Annotated in this window: 20 protein-coding genes, 3 tRNA genes and 2 riboswitches; of the genes, 4 read left to right on the top strand and 19 right to left on the bottom strand. The window is 45.0% G+C overall.

Annotated features, from left to right (window positions below; genetic code table 11):
* Nucleotides 1–226: 226 nt before the first annotated feature.
* Nucleotides 227–1,399 (bottom strand): MFS transporter, encoded by a 1,173-nt coding sequence (locus tag BVI01S_RS19310; protein WP_061811262.1) that lies wholly within the window; start codon nucleotides 1,397–1,399, stop codon nucleotides 227–229.
* A 261-nt stretch (nucleotides 1,400–1,660) separates the two neighbouring features.
* Nucleotides 1,661–1,765: riboswitch (SAM riboswitch) on the top strand.
* A gap of 82 nt (nucleotides 1,766–1,847) precedes the next feature.
* Here BVI01S_RS19310 and BVI01S_RS19305 point away from each other — a divergent pair.
* Entirely contained in the window at nucleotides 1,848–3,167 is a 1,320-nt protein-coding gene (locus BVI01S_RS19305) for a Na+/H+ antiporter NhaC family protein (protein ID WP_034765910.1), read from the top strand.
* Nucleotides 3,168–3,273: 106 nt separating this feature from the next.
* Here BVI01S_RS19305 and BVI01S_RS19300 read toward each other — a convergent pair whose 3' ends face one another.
* The 6 genes from BVI01S_RS19300 to BVI01S_RS19275 all read right to left on the bottom strand — a co-directional run bounded on the left by BVI01S_RS19300 (nucleotide 3,274) and on the right by BVI01S_RS19275 (nucleotide 9,215).
* On the bottom strand, nucleotides 3,274–4,029 hold the full coding sequence (locus tag BVI01S_RS19300) for a (S)-benzoin forming benzil reductase (RefSeq protein WP_061811261.1): 756 nt from the start codon (nucleotides 4,027–4,029) through the stop codon (nucleotides 3,274–3,276).
* A 124-nt stretch (nucleotides 4,030–4,153) separates the two neighbouring features.
* Nucleotides 4,154–4,939 (bottom strand): divergent polysaccharide deacetylase family protein, encoded by a 786-nt coding sequence (locus tag BVI01S_RS19295; protein WP_034765906.1) that lies wholly within the window; start codon nucleotides 4,937–4,939, stop codon nucleotides 4,154–4,156.
* A gap of 138 nt (nucleotides 4,940–5,077) precedes the next feature.
* Complete coding sequence (locus tag BVI01S_RS19290; protein ID WP_034765905.1) at nucleotides 5,078–5,539, bottom strand: helix-hairpin-helix domain-containing protein; 462 nt, start codon at nucleotides 5,537–5,539, stop codon at nucleotides 5,078–5,080.
* Between the two features lie 14 nt (nucleotides 5,540–5,553).
* The gene (locus BVI01S_RS19285; protein ID WP_061811260.1) at nucleotides 5,554–7,533 is read right to left on the bottom strand and encodes an ABC transporter permease subunit; all 1,980 of its coding nucleotides are present in this window, start codon (nucleotides 7,531–7,533) and stop codon (nucleotides 5,554–5,556) included.
* A gap of 130 nt (nucleotides 7,534–7,663) precedes the next feature.
* Nucleotides 7,664–8,374, bottom strand: coding sequence for an EAL domain-containing protein (locus tag BVI01S_RS19280; protein ID WP_061811259.1), 711 nt, complete (start codon nucleotides 8,372–8,374; stop codon nucleotides 7,664–7,666).
* 71 nt (nucleotides 8,375–8,445) lie between these two features.
* A riboswitch (cyclic di-GMP riboswitch) is annotated at nucleotides 8,446–8,526 on the bottom strand.
* Nucleotides 8,527–8,630: 104 nt separating this feature from the next.
* Nucleotides 8,631–9,215 (bottom strand): DNA-3-methyladenine glycosylase, encoded by a 585-nt coding sequence (locus BVI01S_RS19275; protein WP_034765902.1) that lies wholly within the window; start codon nucleotides 9,213–9,215, stop codon nucleotides 8,631–8,633.
* Nucleotides 9,216–9,442: 227 nt separating this feature from the next.
* Between BVI01S_RS19275 and liaG the strand changes: the two genes are divergently transcribed.
* The gene (gene liaG, locus BVI01S_RS19270; RefSeq protein WP_061811258.1) at nucleotides 9,443–10,306 is read left to right on the top strand and encodes a LiaG family protein; all 864 of its coding nucleotides are present in this window, start codon (nucleotides 9,443–9,445) and stop codon (nucleotides 10,304–10,306) included.
* A gap of 36 nt (nucleotides 10,307–10,342) precedes the next feature.
* On the opposite strand, the gene BVI01S_RS19265 is transcribed toward liaG, so the two are convergent.
* Nucleotides 10,343–11,038, bottom strand: coding sequence for a YqcI/YcgG family protein (locus BVI01S_RS19265; protein ID WP_051758546.1), 696 nt, complete (start codon nucleotides 11,036–11,038; stop codon nucleotides 10,343–10,345).
* Between the two features lie 153 nt (nucleotides 11,039–11,191).
* Nucleotides 11,192–13,375, bottom strand: coding sequence for an FUSC family protein (locus BVI01S_RS19260; RefSeq protein ID WP_061811257.1), 2,184 nt, complete (start codon nucleotides 13,373–13,375; stop codon nucleotides 11,192–11,194).
* A gap of 357 nt (nucleotides 13,376–13,732) precedes the next feature.
* Between BVI01S_RS19260 and BVI01S_RS19255 the strand changes: the two genes are divergently transcribed.
* Complete coding sequence (locus BVI01S_RS19255; RefSeq protein ID WP_061811256.1) at nucleotides 13,733–15,253, top strand: M1 family metallopeptidase; 1,521 nt, start codon at nucleotides 13,733–13,735, stop codon at nucleotides 15,251–15,253.
* A 51-nt stretch (nucleotides 15,254–15,304) separates the two neighbouring features.
* On the opposite strand, the gene glmS is transcribed toward BVI01S_RS19255, so the two are convergent.
* From glmS to sigW, 6 genes are all read right to left on the bottom strand, one after another.
* On the bottom strand, nucleotides 15,305–17,107 hold the full coding sequence (glmS, locus tag BVI01S_RS19250) for a glutamine--fructose-6-phosphate transaminase (isomerizing) (RefSeq protein ID WP_061811255.1): 1,803 nt from the start codon (nucleotides 17,105–17,107) through the stop codon (nucleotides 15,305–15,307).
* Nucleotides 17,108–17,612: 505 nt separating this feature from the next.
* Complete coding sequence (gene glmM / locus BVI01S_RS19245; protein WP_034765828.1) at nucleotides 17,613–18,962, bottom strand: phosphoglucosamine mutase; 1,350 nt, start codon at nucleotides 18,960–18,962, stop codon at nucleotides 17,613–17,615.
* Between the two features lie 24 nt (nucleotides 18,963–18,986).
* Nucleotides 18,987–20,228, bottom strand: a complete 1,242-nt coding sequence (locus tag BVI01S_RS19240; protein ID WP_034765826.1) for a CdaR family protein — start codon at nucleotides 20,226–20,228, stop codon at nucleotides 18,987–18,989.
* Nucleotides 20,221–21,057, bottom strand: coding sequence for a diadenylate cyclase CdaA (gene cdaA / locus BVI01S_RS19235; protein WP_034765824.1), 837 nt, complete (start codon nucleotides 21,055–21,057; stop codon nucleotides 20,221–20,223). The genes BVI01S_RS19240 and cdaA overlap by 8 nt, the downstream gene beginning before the upstream one ends.
* A gap of 235 nt (nucleotides 21,058–21,292) precedes the next feature.
* Entirely contained in the window at nucleotides 21,293–21,922 is a 630-nt protein-coding gene (locus BVI01S_RS19230) for an anti-sigma factor family protein (RefSeq protein WP_061811254.1), read from the bottom strand.
* 15 nt (nucleotides 21,923–21,937) lie between these two features.
* Nucleotides 21,938–22,501: an RNA polymerase sigma factor SigW gene (sigW, locus tag BVI01S_RS19225; RefSeq protein ID WP_034765821.1), complete on the bottom strand. Its 564-nt coding sequence runs from the start codon at nucleotides 22,499–22,501 to the stop codon at nucleotides 21,938–21,940.
* 166 nt (nucleotides 22,502–22,667) lie between these two features.
* Between sigW and BVI01S_RS19220 the strand changes: the two genes are divergently transcribed.
* Entirely contained in the window at nucleotides 22,668–22,829 is a 162-nt protein-coding gene (locus BVI01S_RS19220) for an aspartyl-phosphate phosphatase Spo0E family protein (RefSeq protein WP_034765819.1), read from the top strand.
* A 56-nt stretch (nucleotides 22,830–22,885) separates the two neighbouring features.
* Here BVI01S_RS19220 and rocF read toward each other — a convergent pair whose 3' ends face one another.
* The 4 genes from rocF to BVI01S_RS19200 form a co-directional block, all read right to left on the bottom strand.
* Nucleotides 22,886–23,788, bottom strand: a complete 903-nt coding sequence (gene rocF, locus BVI01S_RS19215) for an arginase (protein WP_034765818.1) — start codon at nucleotides 23,786–23,788, stop codon at nucleotides 22,886–22,888.
* 274 nt (nucleotides 23,789–24,062) lie between these two features.
* Nucleotides 24,063–24,138, bottom strand: a tRNA-Ala gene (locus BVI01S_RS19210).
* 44 nt (nucleotides 24,139–24,182) lie between these two features.
* Nucleotides 24,183–24,255, bottom strand: a tRNA-Lys gene (locus BVI01S_RS19205).
* A 4-nt stretch (nucleotides 24,256–24,259) separates the two neighbouring features.
* A tRNA-Gln gene (locus tag BVI01S_RS19200) sits at nucleotides 24,260–24,334 on the bottom strand.
* Nucleotides 24,335–24,402: the final 68 nt, after the last annotated feature.

Genomic DNA, 24,402 nt, shown 5'->3' with positions numbered 1-24,402 from the left:
CCCTGCGGGGTCTCAACTTTCCCGCAATTCCCGCAGGAGTCGAGCACCTTCCGCTACAATCAGCGTCAAAGTGAAGTTTAAAGACTTGTTTAGCAGTGCCCTTCAAGATAAACACTTTCAAGGTAAAATCATTTCTCTATATATACTTTTACATCCCATAAGGAAAATCCTTCCTTTTTATAAATTTATATAAAAACAGGCATCCGTGGGTAGCGGATGCCTGTTTTTAGTAAGCTAATGCATTCTTCTTTTCTTCTTTCATTAGGACGAAGCAGAGGAAGATGCCTAGGAGTGACAGGACTGCGAAGAAGAGGTATACCGTGTAGATGGAATAGGTTTCATAGATGAAACCTCCCACGAAGGTACTGAACCAATTCCCGAGGCCATTTCCGATGGCTGAATAGGCGGTGACGGCAGTAGCTGTAATATGTGCCGGCGTGATTTCTTTGATGTAGCGTAGCCCCGCAGGAATGAATAATCCGATGGCAAGCCCCTGCATCACCGCTGAGGAATAGACCAGCCATAGACTTGGTTCTGTGAAGTAAAATAGCCAGCGGATCATGGATGCAGCACCTGCCAGCGCCGCTACGGTCAAGAGACCGAACTTATCAATCCACCCTCCCGCGATTCTCATAAACGGTACTTCAGACAGGACGGCAATCAGAAATGCGAGGCCGATTCCGGCGTACGTACCACCTGAATCTTCTACGAATAATCCGAAATACACGTTATTGGCTAAATTCGGGCCGAACACCAGGAACGTGACGGCCAGGAAGATCAGAAATTTTTTCATCGTGAATAATTCCTTCATCCCGGCTTTTAGATCAAGCTTTGCTGCCGCTCTCTCTTTAGGAAAACGGAAGGATAGGAATCCGGAAAGGACCAGACAGATAAAGAAGGAGTAGAAAATGATCGTCGGTCCGATGAATCCCTCTGAAAGCCTCCCCATGACGAACACGGCAATCCCGAATCCCAATGAGCCGAACAGACGAATATTTCCGTAGTTATAACCGACTTTACTTGTATACTTCAAGCTGATGCTGTCGGACACGGGAATGATGGCACTTTGGAAGATTGCAACTAAAATCGCGACCACGAGCAATCCGTAATAAACATCCATGAATAAATAACCAAGAGCAAAGATCCCTGCAACTAAGGAGGTTAATCCTAACACGACGGTTGGCTTATTGGTTGTGTCACTGACCATCCCCCATATCGGCTGGAAGAAAATCATCATGATCGGGCCCACAGACATGATGGTTCCGATCTGATACCCATTTAACCCGACACTTTCACTTAAATATACACTGAGTAAAGGATATAAACTTCCAACCCCGAAGAAGGTCAATAGATAAAACCCTTGTAACGTAAAAATTTGATTTCGCACATTTCTTTCCACTACCGTATCCCCCAAGATGTTTTTTGTCTATCTTATAGTAGACCTTGACCGTTCAATTGTCTATGAAATTATGCCTTTTTATGGATAAACTCCCCCGTTTTATGATGCATGCCTTACTACGGTAACCTCCCTCCGCTTTCGTTTGATTCAGCTGCGGCAGTCATGCCCTACATTTATATTTCCAGGAAATTACCGTTTGACTTTTTCGATTAAACCCTTTAAAGTATGGAAGTATATTTTAAGTGAACTGAATAACATATCTTCTTATCCAGAGAGACGGAGGGACTGGCCCTGTGATGTCTCGGCAGCGGACTCATGATGAGTGCTGTGCCACATCCAGCAAGCGTAATGCTTGATAGATAAGAGGAGTGTTTCGTTTGAATGAAACCTCTTCTTATACTGGAAGAGGTTTTTTTATTTGATTTCACACGACAAAGGAGTGTTTGACATGAACCAAGAAAAAGGTAATTTACTGGCTTTATTGCCCTTGATCATATTTGTTTCACTGTTCCTTGGAGCGGGGATCCTTTCAGGAGATTTTTATGCATTCCCTGTTCTCGTATCCATCATCATTGCCTCCATTGTAGCCCTGGCGATGAATCGTAAAGAATCGTTAACCTCTAAGGTTGAACGGTTCGCAAAAGGTGCCGGGCACCCGGATATTATGATTATGGTCTTTATCTTCCTATTAGCCGGTGCGTTTTCCGGTGTAGCAGAAAAGATGGGTGCTGTTGATTCAACCGTCAATTTTGCCCTATCCGTGCTTCCTGGTAATCTGATCATTGTTGGATTATTCATCATCGCCGCTTTCATTTCCCTATCAATGGGGACATCCATGGGGACGATTGCAGCACTTGCCCCGATTGGAGTGGGCATCAGCTCAGGAACCGACATTTCTATGCCCCTTGCTATGGCCACCGTCATCGGGGGAGCGATGTTCGGGGATAATTTATCGTTCATCTCGGATACAACGATTGCAGCCGTACGCACACAGAAAACCGAAATGAAGGACAAGTTCAAAGTGAACTTCTTCATTGTATTACCCGCAGCCATCATCACGATGGTCATCCTTTTTGTCCTTACGATGGGAACGCCATCCTCCGTCGACGCAGGAAGCTTCGATTGGGTTAAAATCATCCCTTACCTCGGAGTCATCATTGGGGCCCTTGCAGGATTGAACGTATTTGTCGTTTTAATAGGCGGGATTGTGTTGGCAGGGGTTATCGGATTTACGGATGGAAGCTTTACCCCATCGAGTTATTTTGGTAGTGTAGCCGACGGGATGACGGGCATGGCAGAGATTGTGATCCTTTCCATCCTGATCGGCGGAGTCGTCGAACTCATTCGTCATAATGGTGGGATTCAGGCGATCCTTTATCATGCCACACGTAAGATTAAATCTCCTCAGGGAGCACAGCTTGCAACAGCAGGCTTGGTCAGTTCGACGAATCTTTGCACAGCCAATAACACAATTTCCATTATCATCGCAGGACCACTGGCCAAAACGCTTAGCGATCAGTATGGCGTAGATTCCCGTAAGTCAGCCAGTATCCTCGATATTTTCTCTTGTGCCGTTCAAGGGTTGATCCCATACGGTGCACAGGCACTGTTAGTGGCGGAAGTAGCCGGCATATCACCTGTCAGCATCATCCCTTATGCCTTCTACCCTGTCCTGATTGCCGTTTGCGGACTGATTGCGATTCAATTCGCCCTTCCGAAGTTCACACGGAGAACCGCTACTGATGGAGATCCGGTCCGTTCTTCTTAGTCCGTTGGAAAAGAGACAAATCCGTCTGGGTTTGTCTCTTTTTTGTGCCGGGTTTTTCAAACACCATTAAAAAAGCAGACCCCGATTTCCGGAATCTGCTCTTTTCTTATAACAAATCATTCACATGATACAGTTTACCACTTTCAATATCGGTTTTGGTTATGAGAGTCACCAGTGCATCCGCTACCGTGTCCGTGCTGCGCAGCATCCCCTCTTCTTTGTAGCGCTGGAACGACTCAACCTCGGCAAAGGCTTCTTTGGAGGACGAGCGGATTTCCCCCTGCATATCCGTATCCATCACTCCCGGACTGAAAGCGATGACCTGATGACGGCTATGTGTGTTGGAGAGCTCAAGGCTCACCGTTTCAGTCAGCATATTGACTCCCGCCTTAGTCGCGCAATACGTACTCCAGCCATAAACGGGGCGGCTTCCAGCTCCTGAACTGATGTTGACTATGATCATCTTCGATTCAGATCCTTTGGCTGCCTTGAGCAATTCATTGGTGGCGATCATTGGTGAGAGGAGATTGACGTGCACACTCGTTTCCATTGCTTCATTTTCCACTTCACCCGACGTATTGATCGGTGTCACCACGCCTGCATTTTGAACGACAAATATCGTCTCGGCTTCAGATCCAAATACTTTTGCCCCTACTTCGCGGAACACCGCTTCTGTTTGTCCCGATTGAGATAGATCACAGGGAAAGAATTCATACGACACTTCTTTTTCCTGTGCAAGCTTTTGTAAGCTGTCATTATCCGAACGGGATATATTGAGAATACCGATGCCTTTTTCAATAAAGAGCCTGGCGACGGACTCCCCTAACCCCCTTGTTGCTCCTGTCACGATTGCATAATCCATATCGAATCATCTCCTTCTTACCTACTGATTATAAAGGAGAGTTTCCTTTCCTCAAAAAATTAAGCATCAAGTTAACCGAATATTTACAAATCCCTTTTACGTACGTCCGTGAAAAAACACACCATCAAGGCATGCTCTCATCAATCAAATGATATTCCGGTATGAGGTCGGACAGTGGTACGATCGATGCTTTTTTCTCATAAAGGGGAAGAAATTCTTTTAACATGGTTGCAACCTTCATGCCTGTAACCCCCACATGTCCGATCGCGATGGTTGCATCATCACGATCCAATGCCTTTGAAAGAAGTCTCGCCTGCTTTCCGATGTGCTGAATGGTGTAGATGTCATCAAAGAATAATTCGTTTTCTAGGTATGGGACGCCCATTTCCTTTGCAAGCTTCGGAATGACACTCTTTCCTGTTGTTTTACTATCCAGATAAAATAAACCCCTATCCTTGCATATGCCGAGGACAATCCTCATGACCCGCTCATCAGCGGTGGCCTTCGAGCCCATATGATGATTGACTCCTACTGCATAAGGAACCTCTTCCAGGGCCTGCTCCACTCTCTTCCTGATTTCTTCATCGGATAGGGAGGTCGTGATGGCCCCCGGTCCGAGCCAGCTCGCTTTCCCTGAAACCGGTTCCATGGGTAGATGGACGATGACCTCATGTCCATTTTTATGGGCTCTTTCCGCATCTGCCTTGGTCGTTGGGAGAAAAGGCATGACCGCAATCGTCAACGTGACGGGAAGGCTCAGAATTTCCTCCGTCCCTTTCATGTCGTTTCCTAAATCATCGATCACAATCGCAAGTTCATTCTGATGTGCCGGAAGAGGAAGGATGTTTCTTGCTGAAGCGGACATCTGTATGGAAAAAGTCATAAGTAAACAGATAACAAGGGTTCTCATATGGCATCACTCCTTTTTCTTTAGGATGTCCATTTTAAGGAGGATATACGAATGGAGGTCCGTCCCTCAAAAATCAGCAAAAAAGAAAGCCGGGAAGCGTAATTACGCTTCCCGGCTTGGAAATGCTGAGGGACGGACCTATTGATCCCAGGCTTTGGTGGGACGGTCTTTAGGGTAGCCGTGGGTTTGGCGATATGTTTTTCTTTCTGTTGTGAAGTCCCACCAGTTCTTGCTGCTTTCAGGGTGATTGGCGTGGTGGACGACACATCTGAGTGAGTCTTCCACGCATGGGTCCATCCAAACACCGTACTTCTTCTCTAAGTCGATGATAAGATCTTCCCCCTTCTCTCCCTTGATTTCTTCAAAGGTATAAAATCCAAGATCCTCTACAACATTGTGGGCCATATTGGGTCCAATAGAAGGGATCTGTTGAAATATGGACATGCCGACTAAGTAACGGGCTCTTTCCATCGTGATGTTCAGTTTCTCACGGAGAAGTTCAGGAGAACATTCATTCAGATCCCCAAGTCGTATCTTTGCTTTACGGAGGGCTGACCTCTCCTGATCAGTCAATGGAAGTTTAGGGCTTTTTCTGCTCACCTTTCGTCTCCTCCTTATCCTTTAAAGGTTTGCTGGCGGACAAATTGGAAGTCTTCCACCGCGGGACGGTTCGTTTTCTTTTTAACAGTTTTGCGTTTCGTCTTGATTGGTTTATCGTTCACCAGCACCCCGACTTTCGTCTGCTGGATTTCCTTCACGCCCTGAACAATCAGTTGCATGGCGATGATCGCGATCATGAAGGCAACGAGTGGGGCAATGACAATCCAGTACTTGCCTGTCATAAGGGAATTCTTCGTGGAACTGATCAGGCCCGACCATTCAAATGTTCCTGATTTCGGAGGATCCGGGACCAGACCGCCTGTTATGATCGTCCCTCCCAGGAAAAGATGAAATAATCCGAGATGCACAAGGATAAGAAGCGTCTGGATGAATTGCTGTCCCCATATAATAAACAGCCTTGGAGCCAGGTGAGGGAAGAGATGCGTCCAAAGCAGGTGCTTGTTGCTTCCTCCAAGAAGCTTCGCAGACAGGACAAAATCCTGCTTCCCTATTAATTTCAGTTCATTCCCGATTAACACAGTGGTCAACGGCAGCACAAGGATCGTTAAGACAACGGCTTCGAACACCAATCTTTCAAAGATCGAGTGATCCCACCCCAACACAGGCAGCCCCCAAAGGACCGGTCTTAATAAGAGATAAGCGATAAGACTTAAAGGAAGAAAGTGAATCGAATCCACCATGCGGTCAAGCCAGTTCTTCCTGCTTTCTTTCAAGTGGAAATGATAGGCGATACCAAGATAGAATCCCCCTATCACCCGCAGTGAAGCGACTATCAAAGCAAACAACAGGGTATACTTCGCCCCCACAATAAGCTGATCGAGAATACTGTAACCGAAGAAATCCGATCCCAGAATCATGTCCCCAAATGGTTTATGAGGAGGGGCACTGATGATCCGTCCCTCGTCGTTTTTCATAAATTGAATTTGTTTGATGGGCTCTTCTTTCAACGTTGAATAAAGGAAGCTGACCGCGATCAAACCAAATATCACCGTGAACCCGGTGGCGAACTTGCCATTATGCATATGCTGCCACCACAGCCTGCGTATGGTCGATAGAAAGCCCCATATCTTCCATTCAGTCCATTTCGTTTTATCCCGTTTATATTTCGTGTGATCCTCACTGCTCTCATGATTGATCCACAGGTAAACACCTTGGTACACGATGAAAAAAGGGGTGTAGATCATAATCAATGAGATCGCAATCACCATCGGCCTGAAATCCTGTATGATATAATAGGTGATTCCTCTCATGTTAAAAATGGTTTCAATGATGAATAAACTCGATAGCATCCCCCAAATGATCAGCTTTCCATGATAGAAAAGACTTGGTGAGATATTTTTCAAAACATGTGAAAAGAGGATCCGCCCTTTCGACATCCCCTTACTCTGGGCAAATTCAATGTGAGGCTTCAATAACTCTTCTTCCATAATAAAAATGAGGATGCGGAAAAAAGAGATCATCGGGATGATTGACAGCGTAATCATCGGGGCAAGAAAGATCTTCTCCTCCCCGAACTCGGTAAAATTCATCAGCTCCACACCGAAATATTTAAATACATAGACAATCATCAACTGGAGCATGAATGCAAACATTAAATCAGGCACCGTTTCCAAGAGATTCAATACTTTCTTAAGAACCGATGTGATCGGTCGGGGTAAAAAGACGGTGAAAACGGTAAGAATAAAGGCAATACCAAGCCCTATGCCCAATGCTCCCCCAATAATCTGCAGTGAATACAGGTATGGTCCCCAGAGCATATCGAGGAAATTGACGGTAATTCCTTTATATGAATAACTCCAATTGGCCCCATCCATGAAAACAAAGATGAACTTGAAGAATTCCTCCAAGTAGCCAACAACATTATATAGCCCTCTTTCCTTGAACACTTCTGGAGCAATACTCACGGCCAGGATCCCAATTAGACCGAGAATATAATAAAAGATGAACCTGATTGGAAACTTGAGATATTTCATATATTGAATCCCCTTTTATTCTCTTTTCCCTCAGTTTAATAGAAATGTTAAAATTTTTCAATTTTATTTCAAGTCTGACAATTTGGTAACAAAAAGAGTGACCCCGCTATGTCAGAGTCACTCTCACCGTCTAAGCCAATAACCGGCTCGGCTTTCCTAAATAAAAGCCCTGTCCAATCGTTATCCCGATTTCCCTTGCCACCTGCATATCCTGTTTTGTTTCGATCCCCTCTAAGACAATCAACGTATCACTTCCGTAGAATTGGCTGAAAAAAGAGAGGAACCGCTGTTTCTTTTCATCCTGTGCCAGATTCATGGCGAAATAGCGGTCAAGCTTGATGATTTCCGGTTCATATTCAATTGATTTCTTGATGGAAGACGTCCCCTGCCCGAAATCATCAATCGCATACCACACACCATATTGCTTCAGTTCCTTCAAAGATTCTTTCAACAACGGATTCTGCCAAAGCTCTTCCGCACTGGACTCATTAATTTCAAGCACAAGACGCCCCTTCATGTCAGAATGGCGGTCCATAAGATCGGAAAAATAGGTGTGAAAGCTCGGGTGCAAGATCGTGGTGATATAAATATTGAGAAACAGTTTACAGTCCCCGATCCCGTTTTCCGAAAAACTTTCAAGTGCCTTTGAAATGGACAACGTATCCAGTTTGTACAAGATATTGGCCTTCATGGCCGATTGAAATACACTTTCGGGATTTTCATTATACTTATTTCGCAAAAGACCCTCGTAAGCATAGAGGGTTCGATGTTCACCCATATCATATAATGGCTGAAAATCATGGTAGATAAAGTCGTCTTGGAAAATAGTAAAGATGTTCATAGGACCCCTATACTCTCTCTTTAGTTTTGGTCTTACCCACAAAAAAACCACACAAAAACGCATTATCCGCGTTCGCATGTGGTCGGTTGCGCTACTGGCTCCCCTAAATGTAAGCGCCCATCTATCATTTAGGTTCAAAGCCCCCAGTCGAATGGTCAGCTTATAAATATATTCGTCTTATAAGAAAAATATACCACATAACTAGTACTTATGGGGTGTATTTTTCATAAATTATTTGAAAATTCATAAAGAAAGACTATCTTGAGACAAATGGATTGCCACTAACCCAGAACCTCCATGGATAATCCCTGGCTTCCCCCGTGTTATCAATCCCTATTCGTTTCCCGGCGGAAATGTTTTCAGGTTGATACCCCTCTGTAATCATGAGCGGTGGTTGTAAATAACTCCCCCCATAATCCTCCATGGTAATGCCTAAAGCCTTCGTCAATTTTCCCGGCCCATTGGTCCAATTCTTCTTCACATGACCGGGGCGCCTCGCTTCCATAAGCTCCTGTCCATGAAGAGGCTCTACGGCTCTGATGAGGATCGCTTCAGGCTTCTCCCTTTCTCCGCTCACTACGTTGACGAGGCAGTGAGTATGCATGACGTATGTATAAATGCGGCCAGCTTCATGGAACATCACTTCCGTCCGCTTTGTGCGCCTGTTTCCGTAACTGTGGGCGGCCCTGTCTATCGGCCCCATATAGGCTTCTGTTTCCACAATATAACCTGAAGCGATCCCTTCTTCGGTTTCTTTCACTAACACGCACCCCAACAGAGCTTTGGCAAGCTCCAGCGTCGGCTGCTCGTAAAAGCTTGGGGGCATAGGTGTTCCTTCCATGATTTCACTTCCTTATCTGCATTGTCTAATCTATTTGTACCCTACCCTTGCCTATTTAAATCAAGCATCCACGATCGTAGTATATTCCACGCCTCGATATTTCAATTCCGGCTACCCTACGCCTCTGGTCCCATTCAAAAATAATCCTATGGCTCATTGTCGTAGTCTCTCCACTGCATTAAAATAAATGTATCAATTGGAAAATCAAACCAAAGCGAGGGATTAAAATGAAAAATGCATTTGCCGTCATGATTGCACTGCTTGCATTGGGGACGCTCTATGTCATCCTAAATGACAATACATCACTGTTTGCAAAAGAAAGTCAGTCAGGAGAACGGATTGAAGTCACGAATAATATCAAACATATCGACCTGGACTTGGAAAACAGCGACACAGAAGTCATACCAACTGACAAGAATGAAGTACAGGTCGATATAGAGGGAAAAGGGACAATGACATTGGCGGGGAACGGAGATACGATTGACGTAGCGGTCAAGCATAAATGGTATCAATGGATTGGTTTCAACCGCAAATCAAACGTTACGGTCTATGTTCCGAAAGAATATAGTAACAGCATGGAAATCGATATTGGCGCCGGTAATTTCGTGATGGCTGGAGAATCTGATTCAAAGAAATGGAAGCTCGATGAACTGTCCATTGACATGGGATCTGGGAATATGCAGCTTAAAAACATCGAGACAAATGTGTTCGAACACGATGGCTCTTCAGGGGACCTGGTCGCAAGCGGTCTCACTACAAAGGATGGAAGAGTGGATATCAGTTCTGGGGATGTAGAATTATCAAACTTTGAAGGTCCCCTTGAAGGCGACTTATCCTCAGGGGAATTAACGGTTACCATGGACTCCTTAAAGGGAGACATGACATTCGATGTGAGCTCAGGGGGAGTGAAGCTTGATCTACCGGAGAAAGCAAGCTTTAAACTGAAGGGGCAGGCGAGGAGCGGGGATATTTCCTGCAATTTTCCTCTAAAAAATCAAAAGATAGAAGACGGGGATATTTCAGGGGTCTCAGGCTCCGGGAAATATGCCATTGATGTTTCAGTTTCCAGTGGAAATGTGGATATCTACTAAAGAAGAGTGCCGGGAACACCCCGGCACTCTTTTACATTATTTATGATGGAATGGACATTTCCCTTCAATTGGTTCCACATCGTCCCCAATAAAATACTGCTTCCACTCACGGTGTTCGGGATCCCCATAATGACTGATATTAGGATGCTTCGGTAAGCCGTCCCATTTTTCGACCCGCTCTCTTACTTTTTCCCTGGACATGATTCCCCCCTTGGACGTACCCTCCAAGCCTTCAAAAATCCTTCTTGGCTGAAATCCCAGTACTAAGCTATTCCCCAGATCCCTCGTCTTACGCTGCTTGTAGGCAGGGGCATTCCCAAACACGAAGAAAGGTTCCCCCGCAAAGGAAAAAGCCCACAAATGATGATCCGGATCCTCTGGATAATCTTCCGGCCAATCCTCCTTATCCTCACCATGGAGAAACTGCAGGATTCGCCAGAAATAATCCCTGTAATGAGGGACGGACCTCTCCTCCCTTTCAGGCTCCACGAATAAAAAGAAACCGTGACGGATCAGGCGTTTTCCTTCTGGTACATCAAACAAGTCGATGAACTCCTGAATCGTTTGGGGAAGATGCTCCCAATTGTCATGACTGATATAGGAATACCGGAGCTCCCCCTTTTTCTCTCCGGTCATCCCGAAGTAACAAGGGAAAGTGCGGTCAGTTACAACCTCATGAAAGTTCTTATATTCTTCTATAACCCATTGAGGGACAATCTCAGGGTTTGTCATATCTTCTTTTGTCAGTAGTAAACTGTTCGCTGTCAATTCTTCCACCTCTACTTTATGTCGATGGTATGCTCTTCCCGAATTGTGACAGGTTAAAACAATTACTGACAAAAAACACCTCATGGCCAAATAAAAAAAGGGAAAGCGAAATCCGCTTTACCCTTTCTTTACCTCTGCCCCTAATTCCACTCCAAGTGCCACGATCGATTGATTGATCCTCCACACGTAATAGAAATGGTGAATAAGGTCCACCTGGGACTTACGCCAGCTTGGAGCCTGAGTTTCAATTCTTTCCCGCTCCGGGCTTAAATCCCACATGACGGGGGCACTTCCCTGTTCTTTTAACAATTGCCGAAGCGTCTCGATGTTTTGAGAGATTTTTTCTTCCGTTTCTGAAAACGCACTGCTGAGCTCCTCTGAAACCGTTGCCGGCACCTTTCGATGGGAGGAAGCAAGCAGGTGCTTTGCGTAATAGTTAATGGCCGTCACCACTGTAATCCAGCGCCCGACTCCCGACCTCGTCAAAGATCCGGGTCTTTGCAAGAGGGATTGCGCCTCATCCTTGATCGCCTGAAGCTTCTGATCCAGATCAAACGCCTGATCTGTCAATGCTTTATCTTCCGGGACCGTAAAGGTGTTAATATAGGAAGATACATACCCCTCCAGATCCCCAAAGAAATCATCAAAGCTATCAGCGACTTTGTCCTTTGTTCTTTTTGGAAATACAAACGCTGAGACAAGCAGGGCAATAATAGCACCTGCAATCGTATCGATGACACGTGCCCCCATCAGCTGAATGCTGATTCCACCAAGGAGAAGGTCATACATAAAGGCTATGAGCATTGTAATGAATAGGCTCATCAATGTATAGGAAACCGGGAAAAGATAAAAGGCGAGGAACAGGACTGCAAAGAGGAGAACAACCTCCAGCTGTGAATTTCCGGATACAAGGTTTGCCGCTCCGAATCCGATGATGGCGCCGATCACCGTTCCAATCGATCGTTGGAAAGCCTTCATATACGTTCTGCCTACCGTTTCAGTACCAATTTGAACAATAAAGGTCGTAAGCAGGACCCAGTACGGCTGTGCAGGTGCGATCATAACCCCGACGATGATCGCAATCGTTCCCGCTACCAAGGCTTGTATCGCTTTACGAGTAGACGGTTTTAAACTCTTGTCCTCTTCAGACTCATCTTCCTTGTCTTCTTCCTCCGGTTCAGTATCGCCCTCTACAGTAGACCCCTTATACTCAGACACATTCAGTGATTCCTGAATCGTAATGGCCGCTTCCAGGACATGGTTCGCAATGGACTCGATCCGTCTCAGGAGATATACCCAGCCTTCAGGTTTCTCTTCTTGATTCAGAACCTCCGACAATATCAGACGCAGGGCCTGGATGGCTTTTTCCGCCTCTTCAAGTGAGCGGGGATCATAATCCTGGGCCAGTACCTCGGCATCACGGAGAGAACGGATAACCCATACGAGCAGGCGCCTGAGTTCCCTGACCTCCAAAGCTTCCAGGTCCTTCAGCTTTTTCAATGAATCCGTGAGAGTCTGAATGAGCATTTCAGTGTCAAAGACATATAAACGGAGTTGTGACGCTTCAATGCCGGGCCAAAGCTTCTTTAAATCATTCTCATTAATGTCACCCGCTACGCTTCTCGCATACTCATTCAGCCTTCTCACATTCTGATCCAATTGCTTTCTCCGCTTACTGCTCGTATTCGGATCCTCTATCATCTTCATTAAGATGGTAAACGTCAAGTTGGATTGAATATGAAACGAACGCATACTCCTTCTTAACATATGGACAGAATCCTTAAAAATGATGAAGTTATAAAGAAATGCGAACACGAGCCCAATGACGATCCCGAGGTAAAACCATTCAAGATGGGCCACATCCAGCTGTAAAATCGACGATATATAGATCGACATAAACCCTGCCATTCCCATGGAAAAATAGCGGATGGCAAATCGTGAGAAGTAAAAAGCGCTAAAAATGACGCCTACCAATAAAGCGTTCACCACAAGACTGTAGTGGGCAAAGGCCGAACCCAGTGTGATCCCGGTGGCAACTGAAACACCAACCAGCAAGGTCGTTATCTTCTTTTTCACCGTCGTATCATCCATGACCACAAAAATCCCAAGCATCCCCACCATACCTGACACAATGGCCGGGGTGATGGAAGGATGGTCGAAATGTTTCAATAAGAAAAGCATCGTAAATACAGCCGATATCAAGCTGATCGTAGCTTTACCCGCCTGCTGAAATCTTTTTCTTCCGGGATCGGACGCAAGGAGCCTCCCCAGCCATATATGTTGTCTATGTAAATGTTTCATATCTCATCAAACCCTTATCTACGCACCGTTTTTCATTCTCTTTTATCGTACCCTTTCCAATAAAAAAGTAACCTGTACTGCAAGAAGCAGCAGGTTACTCACATTCGCTGGTGCACGAAGAGAACGGAATCTATTTTTATGATTATAAGGGTTTTGGGCTGGTGGGTAAAGGAAAGTGCTCTCATCAACTCTCCTAGGCCAATACACATAGGCCACCCTTTCTATGCCAATTGTAGATTTCCAAAAATTGAGAAAATAGTATCAAGGGAAGATACTCCGCTTTACAGAATCCATTAAGTAACCGAAAAATCACATTAAGTGAGTGATGGGATTTTTCAACTTATAGGAGGGTTAATCATGAAGATAAGTCGTCTAACGAAACGAATATCAATGGGAGCCATTGCACTTGTATGTTCGATCGGAGTCGCTTTGCCGGCTTCCGCAATCGGACCGGATTCTATGAAACAAGAACCAAAAGGAGCTTATGTCCCATCCGGAACACCTGACCTGTCAACACTCAATTCCCCATTCTCAATGAAAAGCAGCATGAAAGGCAAAGGCAATAAGAAGAACCAGCAAGCTCTTGGTCCTGCTAACCCTTCTTATACCATCGATGTAGACTATAACTCTTCCACTCATAAAGTTGCAGGAACCTTGGAAGTGACGTTTAAAAATAATATTAAAAACAACTTAAGCGAACTGTATTTCAACCTTTGGGGAAATGCCGAGGTTTTTAAAGAGAACGGCGGCGGAATGAATGTTTCCGATGTAAAAGTAAACGGGAAAAACGCGGCTTTTGAAATAAATGAGACAGCACTACATATCAAGGATCTTTCTTTGAGCAAAAATAAGAAAGCGACCGTCAGCATGGATTTCGAGGTGAGCTTACCTGAACAACAGGATCGATTCGGATGGTACGGCGAGACAGTTTCCATGGGGAACTGGTTCCCGATCCTGGCCGTGTATGATGACGAAGGGTGGAACGTGGATCCTTACTATCCCTATGGCGAATCCTTCTACTCTTTATCAGGGAAATTTGACGTGACCGTTACAACCGACAAAAATCAGGTGATTGCGGCTACCGGAGAAGAAGTAGGCAAAGCAAAGATTACAGGCGATAAAGCCACCCACCGCTACAAAGCAAAGGATGTCCGTGATTTCGCCTTGGAAATGAATCCGAATTACCGGGTGATCTCTACCGAAGTCAACAATATTAAAGTCAATGTCTATTATTCTGAAGAACATTCCAAATATGCTGCCGCCCTCCTTGAATCAGGAGAAGACAGCATCAAGCTCTTCAGTGAAAAATTCGGCCAATACCCTTGGCCAGAACTGGATATCGTGACGATGGAAGGCTGGTTCGGCGGGATGGAGTATCCACAGCTCGTCATGATCAGCCTTGCAGGCGACCGTCCACTTGATTGGGCCAAGTCCGTCAACGCTCATGAAATCGGTCACCAATGGTTCTACGGCATCATCGGCAATAACGAATACGATGAGCCTTGGCTCGACGAATCGTTTGCCAGTTTTGCCGCCGCTTTATATGATGGGGAACTCGATTCACTTCAAGTCGAACCTACCGAAGAAACGTACTATCACCTCTCAAGCCAAATTTCCGATTTCACTGCAAGAGAAGATGAAGGGGGCATCGGTGCCTATTATTATATGATTTACAATTACGGATCCAGCACCATCAATGACTTAAGGGAATTGCTGGGTGACGAAGTGTTTTATTCCGCCATGCAAACCTATTTCAAGCAGCAGAAATTTGGTATTTCCACCACAAGGGATTTTATCGTTTCCATGGAAAAATCTACGGGCAGAGATTTAATGCCGTTCTTCAGGGATCATCGGGTGTTACTTTCAGATCAGGAATAAAAAGAAACCCGGTCATCCTCATGGACTGACCGGGTTTCTTCTATTTAATCCTTACTCGACCGTAACAGACTTAGCCAGGTTACGCGGCTTATCTACATCGCAATCGCGGTGCAGGGCAGCATAGTAAGAGATTAATTGTAATGGGATGACAGAGATAAGAGGTGTTAACAATGGGTTAACCTCCGGGATGACGAAGCGATCTTCTTCGTCTTCTAAGCCTTTCATGGAAATGATACAAGGGTTTGCTCCACGAGCGACTACCTCTTTCACATTTCCTCTGATGCCTAGGTTTACTTCTTCCTGTGTTGCAAGGGCAACGATCGGTGTTCCTTCTTCGATTAGGGCGATAGTACCGTGCTTAAGCTCTCCTCCGGCAAATCCTTCTGCCTGGATGTAAGAGATTTCTTTCAGCTTCAATGCACCTTCAAGGCCTACATAGAAGTCGAGTGAACGGCCGATGAAGAAACAGTTGCGAGTAGTTGACAGATATTCGCGGGCGATATCTTCAAACTCTTCTTTCGTATCGCAAAGTGCTTCCATCGCAGTAGCCACGATACCCAGTTCCTGAACGAGGTCAAAGTCCTGGTTGTTTCCGCATGCCTGCCCGGCAACGTGTGCAAGGATCGCAAGCACTGCAAGCTGAGCTGTGTACGCTTTCGTTGAAGCAACCGCAATCTCAGGTCCTGCATGAAGAAGCAATGTGTAATCCGCTTCACGTGACAGGGTAGAACCCGCTACGTTTGTGATCGTCAATGATTTATGTCCAAGCTCTTTGATCTGGACAAGTACGGCACGACTGTCTGCCGTTTCACCACTTTGTGAGATAAATACGAACAATGGTTTCTTAGAAAGTAAAGGCATGTTGTAGCTGAATTCGCTTGCTACATGAACTTCTACAGGGATCCCTGCACTCTTCTCGATAAATTGCTTTCCAACAAGGCCAGCGTGGTAGCTCGTTCCACATGCAATGATGTAGACACGATCCGCTTCTTTCATCGCTCCGACAATAGGCTCATCGATGTGAAGCTCGTTGTTCTCGTTTTGGTAAGCCTGGATGATTTTACGCAACACTAGAGGCTGCTCGTCGATTTCTTTCAGCATATAGTGAGGGTATGTTCCTTTTTCAATATCACTGGCATCGATTTCAGCCGTGTAAGGAGCACGTTCCATTACTTCACCGATCAGGTTTTGAATTTCGACCTTTTCCTTCGTTACGATGACCATTTCTTTATCCATCAGCTCAACATATTGATCCGTTACTTGAATCATCGCCATAGCATCACTTGCTACAACGTTGAAGTCTTCTCCAAGACCGACAAGAAGTGGACTTTTGTTTTTCGCTACATAGATGGTTTCGTCGTTCTCAGAATCTAAAAGGGCAATCGCATAAGAACCTTTAAGAAGCATCAGCGTTTGACGGAACGCTTCCTCAACCGTATTTCCTTCTTCCACGATCTTTTCGATCAGCTGTACGATGACTTCAGTATCCGTATCACTCTTGAACGTTACGTCTGTCAGGTATTCGCGCTTCAGTTGGGAGTAGTTTTCGATTACTCCGTTATGAACGATCGTGAATCGGCCTGAGTTACTTTGATGAGGGTGGGCATTCACCTGGCTTGGTACACCGTGGGTAGCCCAGCGTGTGTGTCCGATTCCAGTGTTGCTTGATACGTTCTCATCAACGATGCCGCGAAGGTCTGCAATACGACCTTTCTCCTTGAACACATGGATGCCTTCTTCGTTTTGAACGGCGATTCCTGCAGAATCATAACCGCGGTACTCAAGCTTCTCAAGACCTTTTAAAAGAATTTCCTTTGTATCTGAACTTCCAATATATCCAACAATACCACACATAATTTATATTTCCTCCCTGAACATGCAAGGGGGCAAGAATTCTTTTGGGGACAACTTGCCCCCTTATCTCTGTTTGTCATTAGTTTTTTAGGTCACTTTTTTCTTCCCTTTGTGCATTAAGTTGCCTTAACGTTTTAAGGACGAAACTTTCGGTTCGGTGACATATGCGAACCGGGAGGCATCCGCCGAATACTCGATAAACCTCCACCTCGTCAACTAAACGATCCTTTACGTATCCATCGCTTAGCCCTGGCGCTTTATAGGATTATTCCTTACAATCCACCTTTCCTTCTTGAATCACATTCCCATTTTATTTGAAAAACGAAAACAAAATCATCATACACCAGCAGGTTTCCCTTCGTCAATATAAATCTCATGACATCAAGAAGTTGTTATCCCTTTGTCATGTTCCCGACACAGAATAGTGATAAACCCTTTCAAAAGGACTCTACTCATTAAATATGCACAAGAGGCTCATATTGACCCCTTGTGCATGAAAAATCAACTATTCGTTTAGACCCATTTCCTGGTCGACGACCTGTACGATTTCATTCACATATCGCTCACAAAGTTCTTCCGTAGGTGCTTCCGCCATTACACGCACCAAAGGCTCTGTTCCGGAAGGACGTACAAGAATACGGCCATTTCCGTTCATTTCTTCTTCCACCTTTTGAATGACGTTTTTCACCGTGTCGTTATCCGTGACATGGTGCTTATCCGTCACGCGTACATTCACAAGCTTCTGAGGGAACTTCTGCATCTCTCCGGCAAGTTCAGAAAGTGATTTACCCGTCACCTTCATGATGTTCACCAGCTGAATTCCCGTTAATAGTCCGTCCCCAGTCGTATTGTAATCCAGGAAGATGATATGACCTGACTGCTCTCCACCGAGTGTGTAGCCGTTTTTCTTCATCTCTTCCACCACATAGCGGTCCCCGACGGCTGTCTGGATGCTCTGGATGCCATTCTCTTCAAGTCCTTTATGGAACCCTAGATTACTCATTACAGTAGACACGACGGTAGACTGTTTTAACTGCCCTTGTGATTTCAAGTACTTACCGCAGATATACATGATTTGATCACCGTCGACAATCTGTCCGTGCTCATCAATGGCGATGATCCGATCTCCATCTCCATCAAAGGCAAGACCCAGATCCGCGCCTTTTTCTTTCACCATTTCAGCCAATGTTTCCGGGTGAGTGGACCCGACACCTTCATTGATGTTCAAACCATTCGGGGATGCTCCCATTGTGGAAATATCGGCATCCAGATCAGCAAACAGGTGAGTGGCAAGAGCGGATGTAGCACCGTGTGCACAATCTAACGCAATATGTAAACCATCGAAATCTTCGTCTACTGATTGTTTTAAATACTGCAGATACTTCTGACCGCCTTCGAAATAGTCACTTACCTGCCCAAGGTCCGCGCCTGTCGGACGAGGAAGCCCGTCAACGGTTTGGTCCAACAGATCTTCAATTTCACTTTCCTGGTCATCGGAAAGCTTGAAGCCATCCGGTCCGAAGAATTTAATTCCGTTATCTGCTACCGGGTTATGAGAAGCGGAAATCATGACACCCGCCTGAGCTCCGAGCGCCTTTGTCAGATAAGCGACACCAGGAGTTGAAATCACGCCTAAGCGCATCACTTCAGCACCTATTGAAAGAAGTCCCGCTACAAGAGCCCCTTCCAGCATATGTCCGGAAATCCGGGTATCCCGTCCAATTAATATTTTGGGACGTGTAGCATCCTTTGTCAGAACATATCCACCAAATCGGCCGAGCTTAAATGCTAATTCCGGTGTCAATTCGGTATTCGCTACACCTCTTACTCCATCCGTTCCAAAATACTTACCCATTGTCATTCTCTCCTTTTTACAGCTCTATGCTGATGTGTTCTTTTCTTTAATTTCTACTTTTACCTTTTCTTGCGAAAGGGTCCATTCAACATTCTCCGGCCCTTCCGCTTCTATTTCTACCTCATGTTCCCCGGGTTCGAGCCCTGTAAGATCGAGAGCAAGAGAGAAATCTTCTTTCTTCACACTACTCACTTCTTCGTTCTCACCTTTCAGTGACACGTCCACTACTCCGTTTTCAGGTTCCATGATGGTGTACTCATATTCGTCAGCCAATCCTTCAGGTTTGATTTCGATCCCGGATAAGCTTTTCTCTTCGGTTGTGTTCACATTAACTGTGACTTTCACTTCTTCAGGAGCCACTTTATTCAATCCATCCTGTAGGGCGAGTGGCACAGTAATAGTCGAATCCTTCGTGATCTTGGAAAGATCGACTTCTGCCAGGAGTTCTTCGACTGTGTCGAGTACATCCTGCCTTCCAAAGACCGTTGCTTCTTTAGGTTCCACTGAAATCGACTCAAGGGTGGTACCCTTCGGAAGACTTCCTTTTTGTTTAATGGTGACTGGTACGGCCTTACTCGGATTCACGACCGACACGGTCACATCCACAACTTCAGGATCCACTTGGACATCCAGTTTGTTATATTCCCGGTCGAGCACCTGTACCCTGGCTTCCCTAGTCACATTTTCATTGATTTCTTCGTCTACATCGAGTGTGGCAATGACGTAGGCAATCCGCTCTACCTCATCCTTCGAGCCTGTCACCTTCACGGATTTCGGATCGACGGCAAGACCTTCTGCCTCATATCCATTGGATAGTATACTCTCATTGAATTTAGGTTCAATGGTGAATTCTTCCGTGACCTTTTCCTGTACGGAAATATTGGCGAATTGAGGATCAAACTTCACTTTTAATTTATCAGAAATATTTTGAATCTGGATTTCGACTTTATGTTCACCAATTCCGATATTATTTAGATCCACATATACTTGAAAGTCCTTCAACGTTTTAGTTTGCTGTACAACGGCCTTTGGGCCTTCCACGGTCACGTTCACGGTATCCGGCAAGCCTGACACTTCCAGGTTCTCACTATCGTAGAACACTTCAAGCGGGACATCCTGGATCGTTTCAATCGCATTCTGGGACGTACCGTTACTATTGTTGGCCGTCTTCTGAATATCGTCAAAGTTCACGGATAGATAAAGAATGAAAGCTAGCATGAGTCCGACGATACGCATGAACCAACGGCTTTCCATGAATTTATCCATTTTCTTTCTTCCCCCTAAAGCTCCATTTTGTCGAGGAAGCATTCGTTTTATCGCCAATGAGCTCTAACGTAAGAATTTCCCTGAAGCGCTCCAGAGAGAGATCGCGATGCAACTCCCCATTTTTCGTAATGGAGATAGCTCCCGTTTCTTCTGACACAACGATGGTGATACTATCCGTCACTTCACTGACACCAAGTGCAGCTCTGTGCCTTGTTCCCAGTTCCTTTGAGATGAAAGGACTTTCTGATAACGGTAGATAGCATGCAGCTGCTGCGATTTGATTCTTCTGTACAATCACCGCTCCATCATGAAGTGGTGTATTCGGGATGAAGATATTAATGAGCAGCTGGGACGAAATTTTCGCATCAAGGGGTATACCTGTTTCAATATAATCACTCATCCCCGTCTCCCTCTCAAGAGTAAGGAGTGCCCCGATCCGCCGCTTTGCCATATAGCTTACGGCTTTTGTCATGGATTCAATCATCTGTTCCTGCTCTTCTTCCTCCTGAAGCCCGGTCCTAGAGAACAAACGGCCACGACCAAGCTGTTCAAGGGCCCGGCGGAGTTCAGGCTGGAAGATGATGATGATCGCAAGGAACCCCCATGTGAGGGCTTGTTCCATCATCCATCCCAGTGTATCGAGACCAAAGATACTACTCAGGCCCCTTACAATGATGATGACAAAAATACCTTTTAATAATTGTACTGCTTTCGTTCCTTTTATCAGCATGATCAGTTTATAGATTACAAACCATACAACGAGTATATCTACAATATCAGAGACATAATCCAGCGCGGAGTAATCCGAAAAAATATCGATAAACGGCATATTACATCCTCCAATAGCTTAATCGAAAGCGTAAGCCGCCATGTGTGGCTTCTCCATTTTCGTAACGTTCCTATTATAGCACATTTTATCACTGTCAAATGAAAGACACCCACGGCTTCATGATTCTTTCTATTCTCTTCATGAACTCACGTTTTTGCATAAAAAAACTGACACGAACATCATAAGTGTCAGCCCTTTAGGGACGGACCTGACATTCCATCCCCTCTATTTTATCCTACTTTTCTTCAAGTTGCGAATTTCCCCAATCCAACGTGTCTTTAGCCCCTTTTTTGATCTGGTACCAAAGCCACTCAAACGCCTCATCGATTTCATGGATTTCTCCTGTCACACTGCCTGCAGAAGCCAAATATTGATTACCGTTGATGACGGTCACGTTCCCTGTGACCTTTCCTTCTATTTTCACATCACCATTCCGGACGGTCAGGTCACCATTGACGACTTCCCCCTCAGGTACGACAACCGTATGATCCTGAACGACTAATTTAGTATTTTTCGTAAATGAGAAGTCTTCATCATTCCACGAGGTAAGGAAACTTCCTGTCATAAAGAACAGGAACAGGGCCGCAGCCGTCAATAGCGGGTGGTGACGGAACCATCTCTGTACCCCTATCTTCTTCTTCTCTTTCGGTAATCCCGCCATGACTTTATCTGTAAAGTCTGCAGAAGCACTGATATGAGATGTGCTTTGTACAAACGCAATCGCTTTTTTCAATTCATGGAAATGGTGCTGACACTCACTGCATTCCTGCAAATGATGTTTCAGCGTTTCTTCTTTTTCCCTATTTAAGTCTCCATCTAAATAATCGTGCATATAGTCGATGATTTCTTCAGGACAAGGCTTCATGTTCACTCACCCTCTCTACAGTGATCGTAATTGTTTTCTCAGAGCTTCCCGCCCTCTATGTACTCTCGTTTTAACCGTTCCTAACGGTAAATCCAGTATTTCGCTGATTTCCTGAAGCGGGAGCTCTTCAATGTATTTTAAAACGATGACCGATCGATATTTCTCCGGCAACTTGGAAATTTCTTTCTGTATGGTCTCCTGCAACTCCATATTCTCCACTTCATCTTCCGGGAGCTGAACATCAGCAGCCACCTGAGAGTACATGGTCAATCCTTCTGTTCCTGCCACCTCTGCATCCAGGAAGTAATCCGGCTTTTTCTTACGGATCCGGTCGATGCAAAGATTTGTAGCAATCCTGAACAGCCAGGTCGAAAACTTTCTCTTTTGATTAAAAGTCTCGATATTTACATATGCCCTAATAAATGCCTCTTGGGCGATATCCTCTGCTTCATGACGATTCCCAAGCATGCGGAAGCAAATTTGGAACACTTTATCTTTGTAAAGCTCGACCAATTCTGCAAAGGCATTTTGATCACCTTTCAATACTTGTTTTATCCGTTTATTCACTAACGCTTCCATTTCACAACCTCCGCTCTATGCGGCTATATTTATATACGTAGTACCCTATCAAAAGGTTTCAATTTTTTTATATTATTATCCTAACAAATTTTTAGGGAAATGTGTTTACATTTATTAGAAAAGGGGTATAAAGGAACTAATATTTCTATTGCGGGAGGATCTCGAAATGAGGAGAAGAATGAATGATTTATTATTTCAAATTGAAGACTGCCGTCGCCAAATGGTCGAACTAGCATTAAAGTCTTCCTTTGCCGATGAGCAAGTAGTTGATTTGAGTACTCGTCTTGACGATCTGTTAAATCAATATCAAGTGGTTAAGCACCATTAAAGAGAAATAGATGAAGGCTGGAATCCTGAGAGGGTTCCAGCCTTTTTTGATATTTATTATAGTAACTTCTCTCCAAAAAGAGATCCCATCAGTGCAACGGCAACCGTAGCCGTCTTATTCTTCTCATCCAGGATGGGATTTACTTCCACGAATTCAGCAGACGTAATCAATCCAGACTCCTCAAGCATCTCCATCGCCAAATGACTCTCGCGGTAGCTGATCCCTCCAAGGACAGGCGTCCCAACTCCAGGGGCATCACTTGGATCCAGGCCGTCTAAATCAAGTGATAGATGAACCCCATCCGTTCTTCCCTTCAAGTAATCAATGGATTCTTCCATTACCCTTGTCATTCCCAGGCGGTCGATTTCATGCATCGTATACACTTTGATGCCTTTTTCCTTAATTAACTCTCTTTCTCCTTCATCTAAAGAACGTGCACCGATGATGACGATGTTCTCAGGCTTGATCTTTGGTGAACTTTGCCCGATACCCGTTAAATCCTCGTGACCGATCCCGAGACTCACTGCCAGGGGCATCCCGTGTATATTTCCGGACGGAGACGTATCTCCCGTATTCAAGTCACCGTGGGCATCATACCAGATCACCCCTAAGTTCTCATAATGAGGAGAAACCCCTGCCAATGTTCCAATCGCAATACTGTGATCTCCACCAAAGATCAATGGGAAATCCCCGCTGCCGATGACATCATTCACCTTACCGGCAAGCGTTTCGCTTGCTTCAGCAACCGCTTTCAAATTTCGTAAATTTGTATCAGGATTATTATGTACACGCTCAGCTTGACCGATCTCAATATCCCCCAGGTCCTTGATGTCATATCCGAGATTCTCAAGTCGCTCAACGATACCGGCATAACGAATCGCACTCGGTCCCATATCCACACCTCTGCGCATTTGACCTAAATCCATCGGTACACCAATAATTGAAATATTTCTTTTCATCAAAAATTCCCCCTATTCAAAATTTACGTTCTATACCTATTGTATCCCTAGTAGGACCGGTGACTCAACTGGACAAGATTGTGTATATATATGCGTGGGCAGAGGGGTTCGGGGGGATGGAGTGTAAGTTTATGTATTCAGCCATTAAACGTATTATGTAAGCACACAAAAAAACCTCAAATCTCTTAAAAGATTTGAGGTCAATCATGTCGTATGTATGTTGATTTTTTTGCTTCATAAGCGGATGGATATTTTTGCATCTGCAAAATATCTTTGGTGGAGCCTAGCGGGATCGAACCGCTGACCTCCTGCGTGCAAAGCAGGCGCTCTCCCAGCTGAGCTAAGGCCCCATATAGAGAAATTCTCACACCAAGAGATGTGAGAAAATGTGTGATGAGCCATGAAGGATTCGAACCTTCGACCCTCTGATTAAAAGTCAGATGCTCTACCAACTGAGCTAATGGCTCGTAATGGCTGGGCTAGCTGGATTCGAACCAACGCATGTCGCAGTCAAAGTGCGATGCCTTACCGCTTGGCTATAGCCCAATAATTACGTGAATGGCATAAAAAAGGGACATTTATAGGATGTCCATTTTACACTGAAATATACAAAA

Origin of the sequence: Rossellomorea vietnamensis NBRC 101237, assembly GCF_001591825.1 — a bacterium.
Taxonomy (GTDB): Bacteria; Bacillota; Bacilli; order Bacillales; family Bacillaceae_B; genus Rossellomorea; species Rossellomorea vietnamensis.
Note: the sequence above shows the minus strand (reverse complement) of the source record. Positions and strands in the feature narration are given on the sequence as shown.

Bases quoted from the DNA above. Each gene is read 5' to 3' on its own strand.
- BVI01S_RS19305 (WP_034765910.1), top strand. From the start codon at position 1,848: ATGAACCAAGAAAAAGGTAATTTACTGGCTTTATTGCCCTTGATCATA.
- BVI01S_RS19300 (WP_061811261.1), bottom strand. From the start codon at position 4,029: ATGGATTATGCAATCGTGACAGGAGCAACAAGGGGGTTAGGGGAGTCC.
- BVI01S_RS19295 (WP_034765906.1), bottom strand. From the start codon at position 4,939: ATGAGAACCCTTGTTATCTGTTTACTTATGACTTTTTCCATACAGATG.
- BVI01S_RS19285 (WP_061811260.1), bottom strand. From the start codon at position 7,533: ATGAAATATCTCAAGTTTCCAATCAGGTTCATCTTTTATTATATTCTC.
- BVI01S_RS19280 (WP_061811259.1), bottom strand. From the start codon at position 8,374: ATGAACATCTTTACTATTTTCCAAGACGACTTTATCTACCATGATTTT.
- BVI01S_RS19275 (WP_034765902.1), bottom strand. From the start codon at position 9,215: ATGGAAGGAACACCTATGCCCCCAAGCTTTTACGAGCAGCCGACGCTG.
- liaG (WP_061811258.1), top strand. From the start codon at position 9,443: ATGAAAAATGCATTTGCCGTCATGATTGCACTGCTTGCATTGGGGACG.
- BVI01S_RS19265 (WP_051758546.1), bottom strand. From the start codon at position 11,038: ATGACAAACCCTGAGATTGTCCCTCAATGGGTTATAGAAGAATATAAG.
- BVI01S_RS19260 (WP_061811257.1), bottom strand. From the start codon at position 13,375: ATGAAACATTTACATAGACAACATATATGGCTGGGGAGGCTCCTTGCG.
- BVI01S_RS19255 (WP_061811256.1), top strand. From the start codon at position 13,733: ATGAAGATAAGTCGTCTAACGAAACGAATATCAATGGGAGCCATTGCA.
- glmS (WP_061811255.1), bottom strand. From the start codon at position 17,107: ATGTGTGGTATTGTTGGATATATTGGAAGTTCAGATACAAAGGAAATT.
- glmM (WP_034765828.1), bottom strand. From the start codon at position 18,962: ATGGGTAAGTATTTTGGAACGGATGGAGTAAGAGGTGTAGCGAATACC.
- BVI01S_RS19240 (WP_034765826.1), bottom strand. From the start codon at position 20,228: ATGGATAAATTCATGGAAAGCCGTTGGTTCATGCGTATCGTCGGACTC.
- cdaA (WP_034765824.1), bottom strand. From the start codon at position 21,057: ATGCCGTTTATCGATATTTTTTCGGATTACTCCGCGCTGGATTATGTC.
- BVI01S_RS19230 (WP_061811254.1), bottom strand. From the start codon at position 21,922: ATGAAGCCTTGTCCTGAAGAAATCATCGACTATATGCACGATTATTTA.
- sigW (WP_034765821.1), bottom strand. From the start codon at position 22,501: ATGGAAGCGTTAGTGAATAAACGGATAAAACAAGTATTGAAAGGTGAT.
- BVI01S_RS19220 (WP_034765819.1), top strand. From the start codon at position 22,668: ATGAGGAGAAGAATGAATGATTTATTATTTCAAATTGAAGACTGCCGT.
- rocF (WP_034765818.1), bottom strand. From the start codon at position 23,788: ATGAAAAGAAATATTTCAATTATTGGTGTACCGATGGATTTAGGTCAA.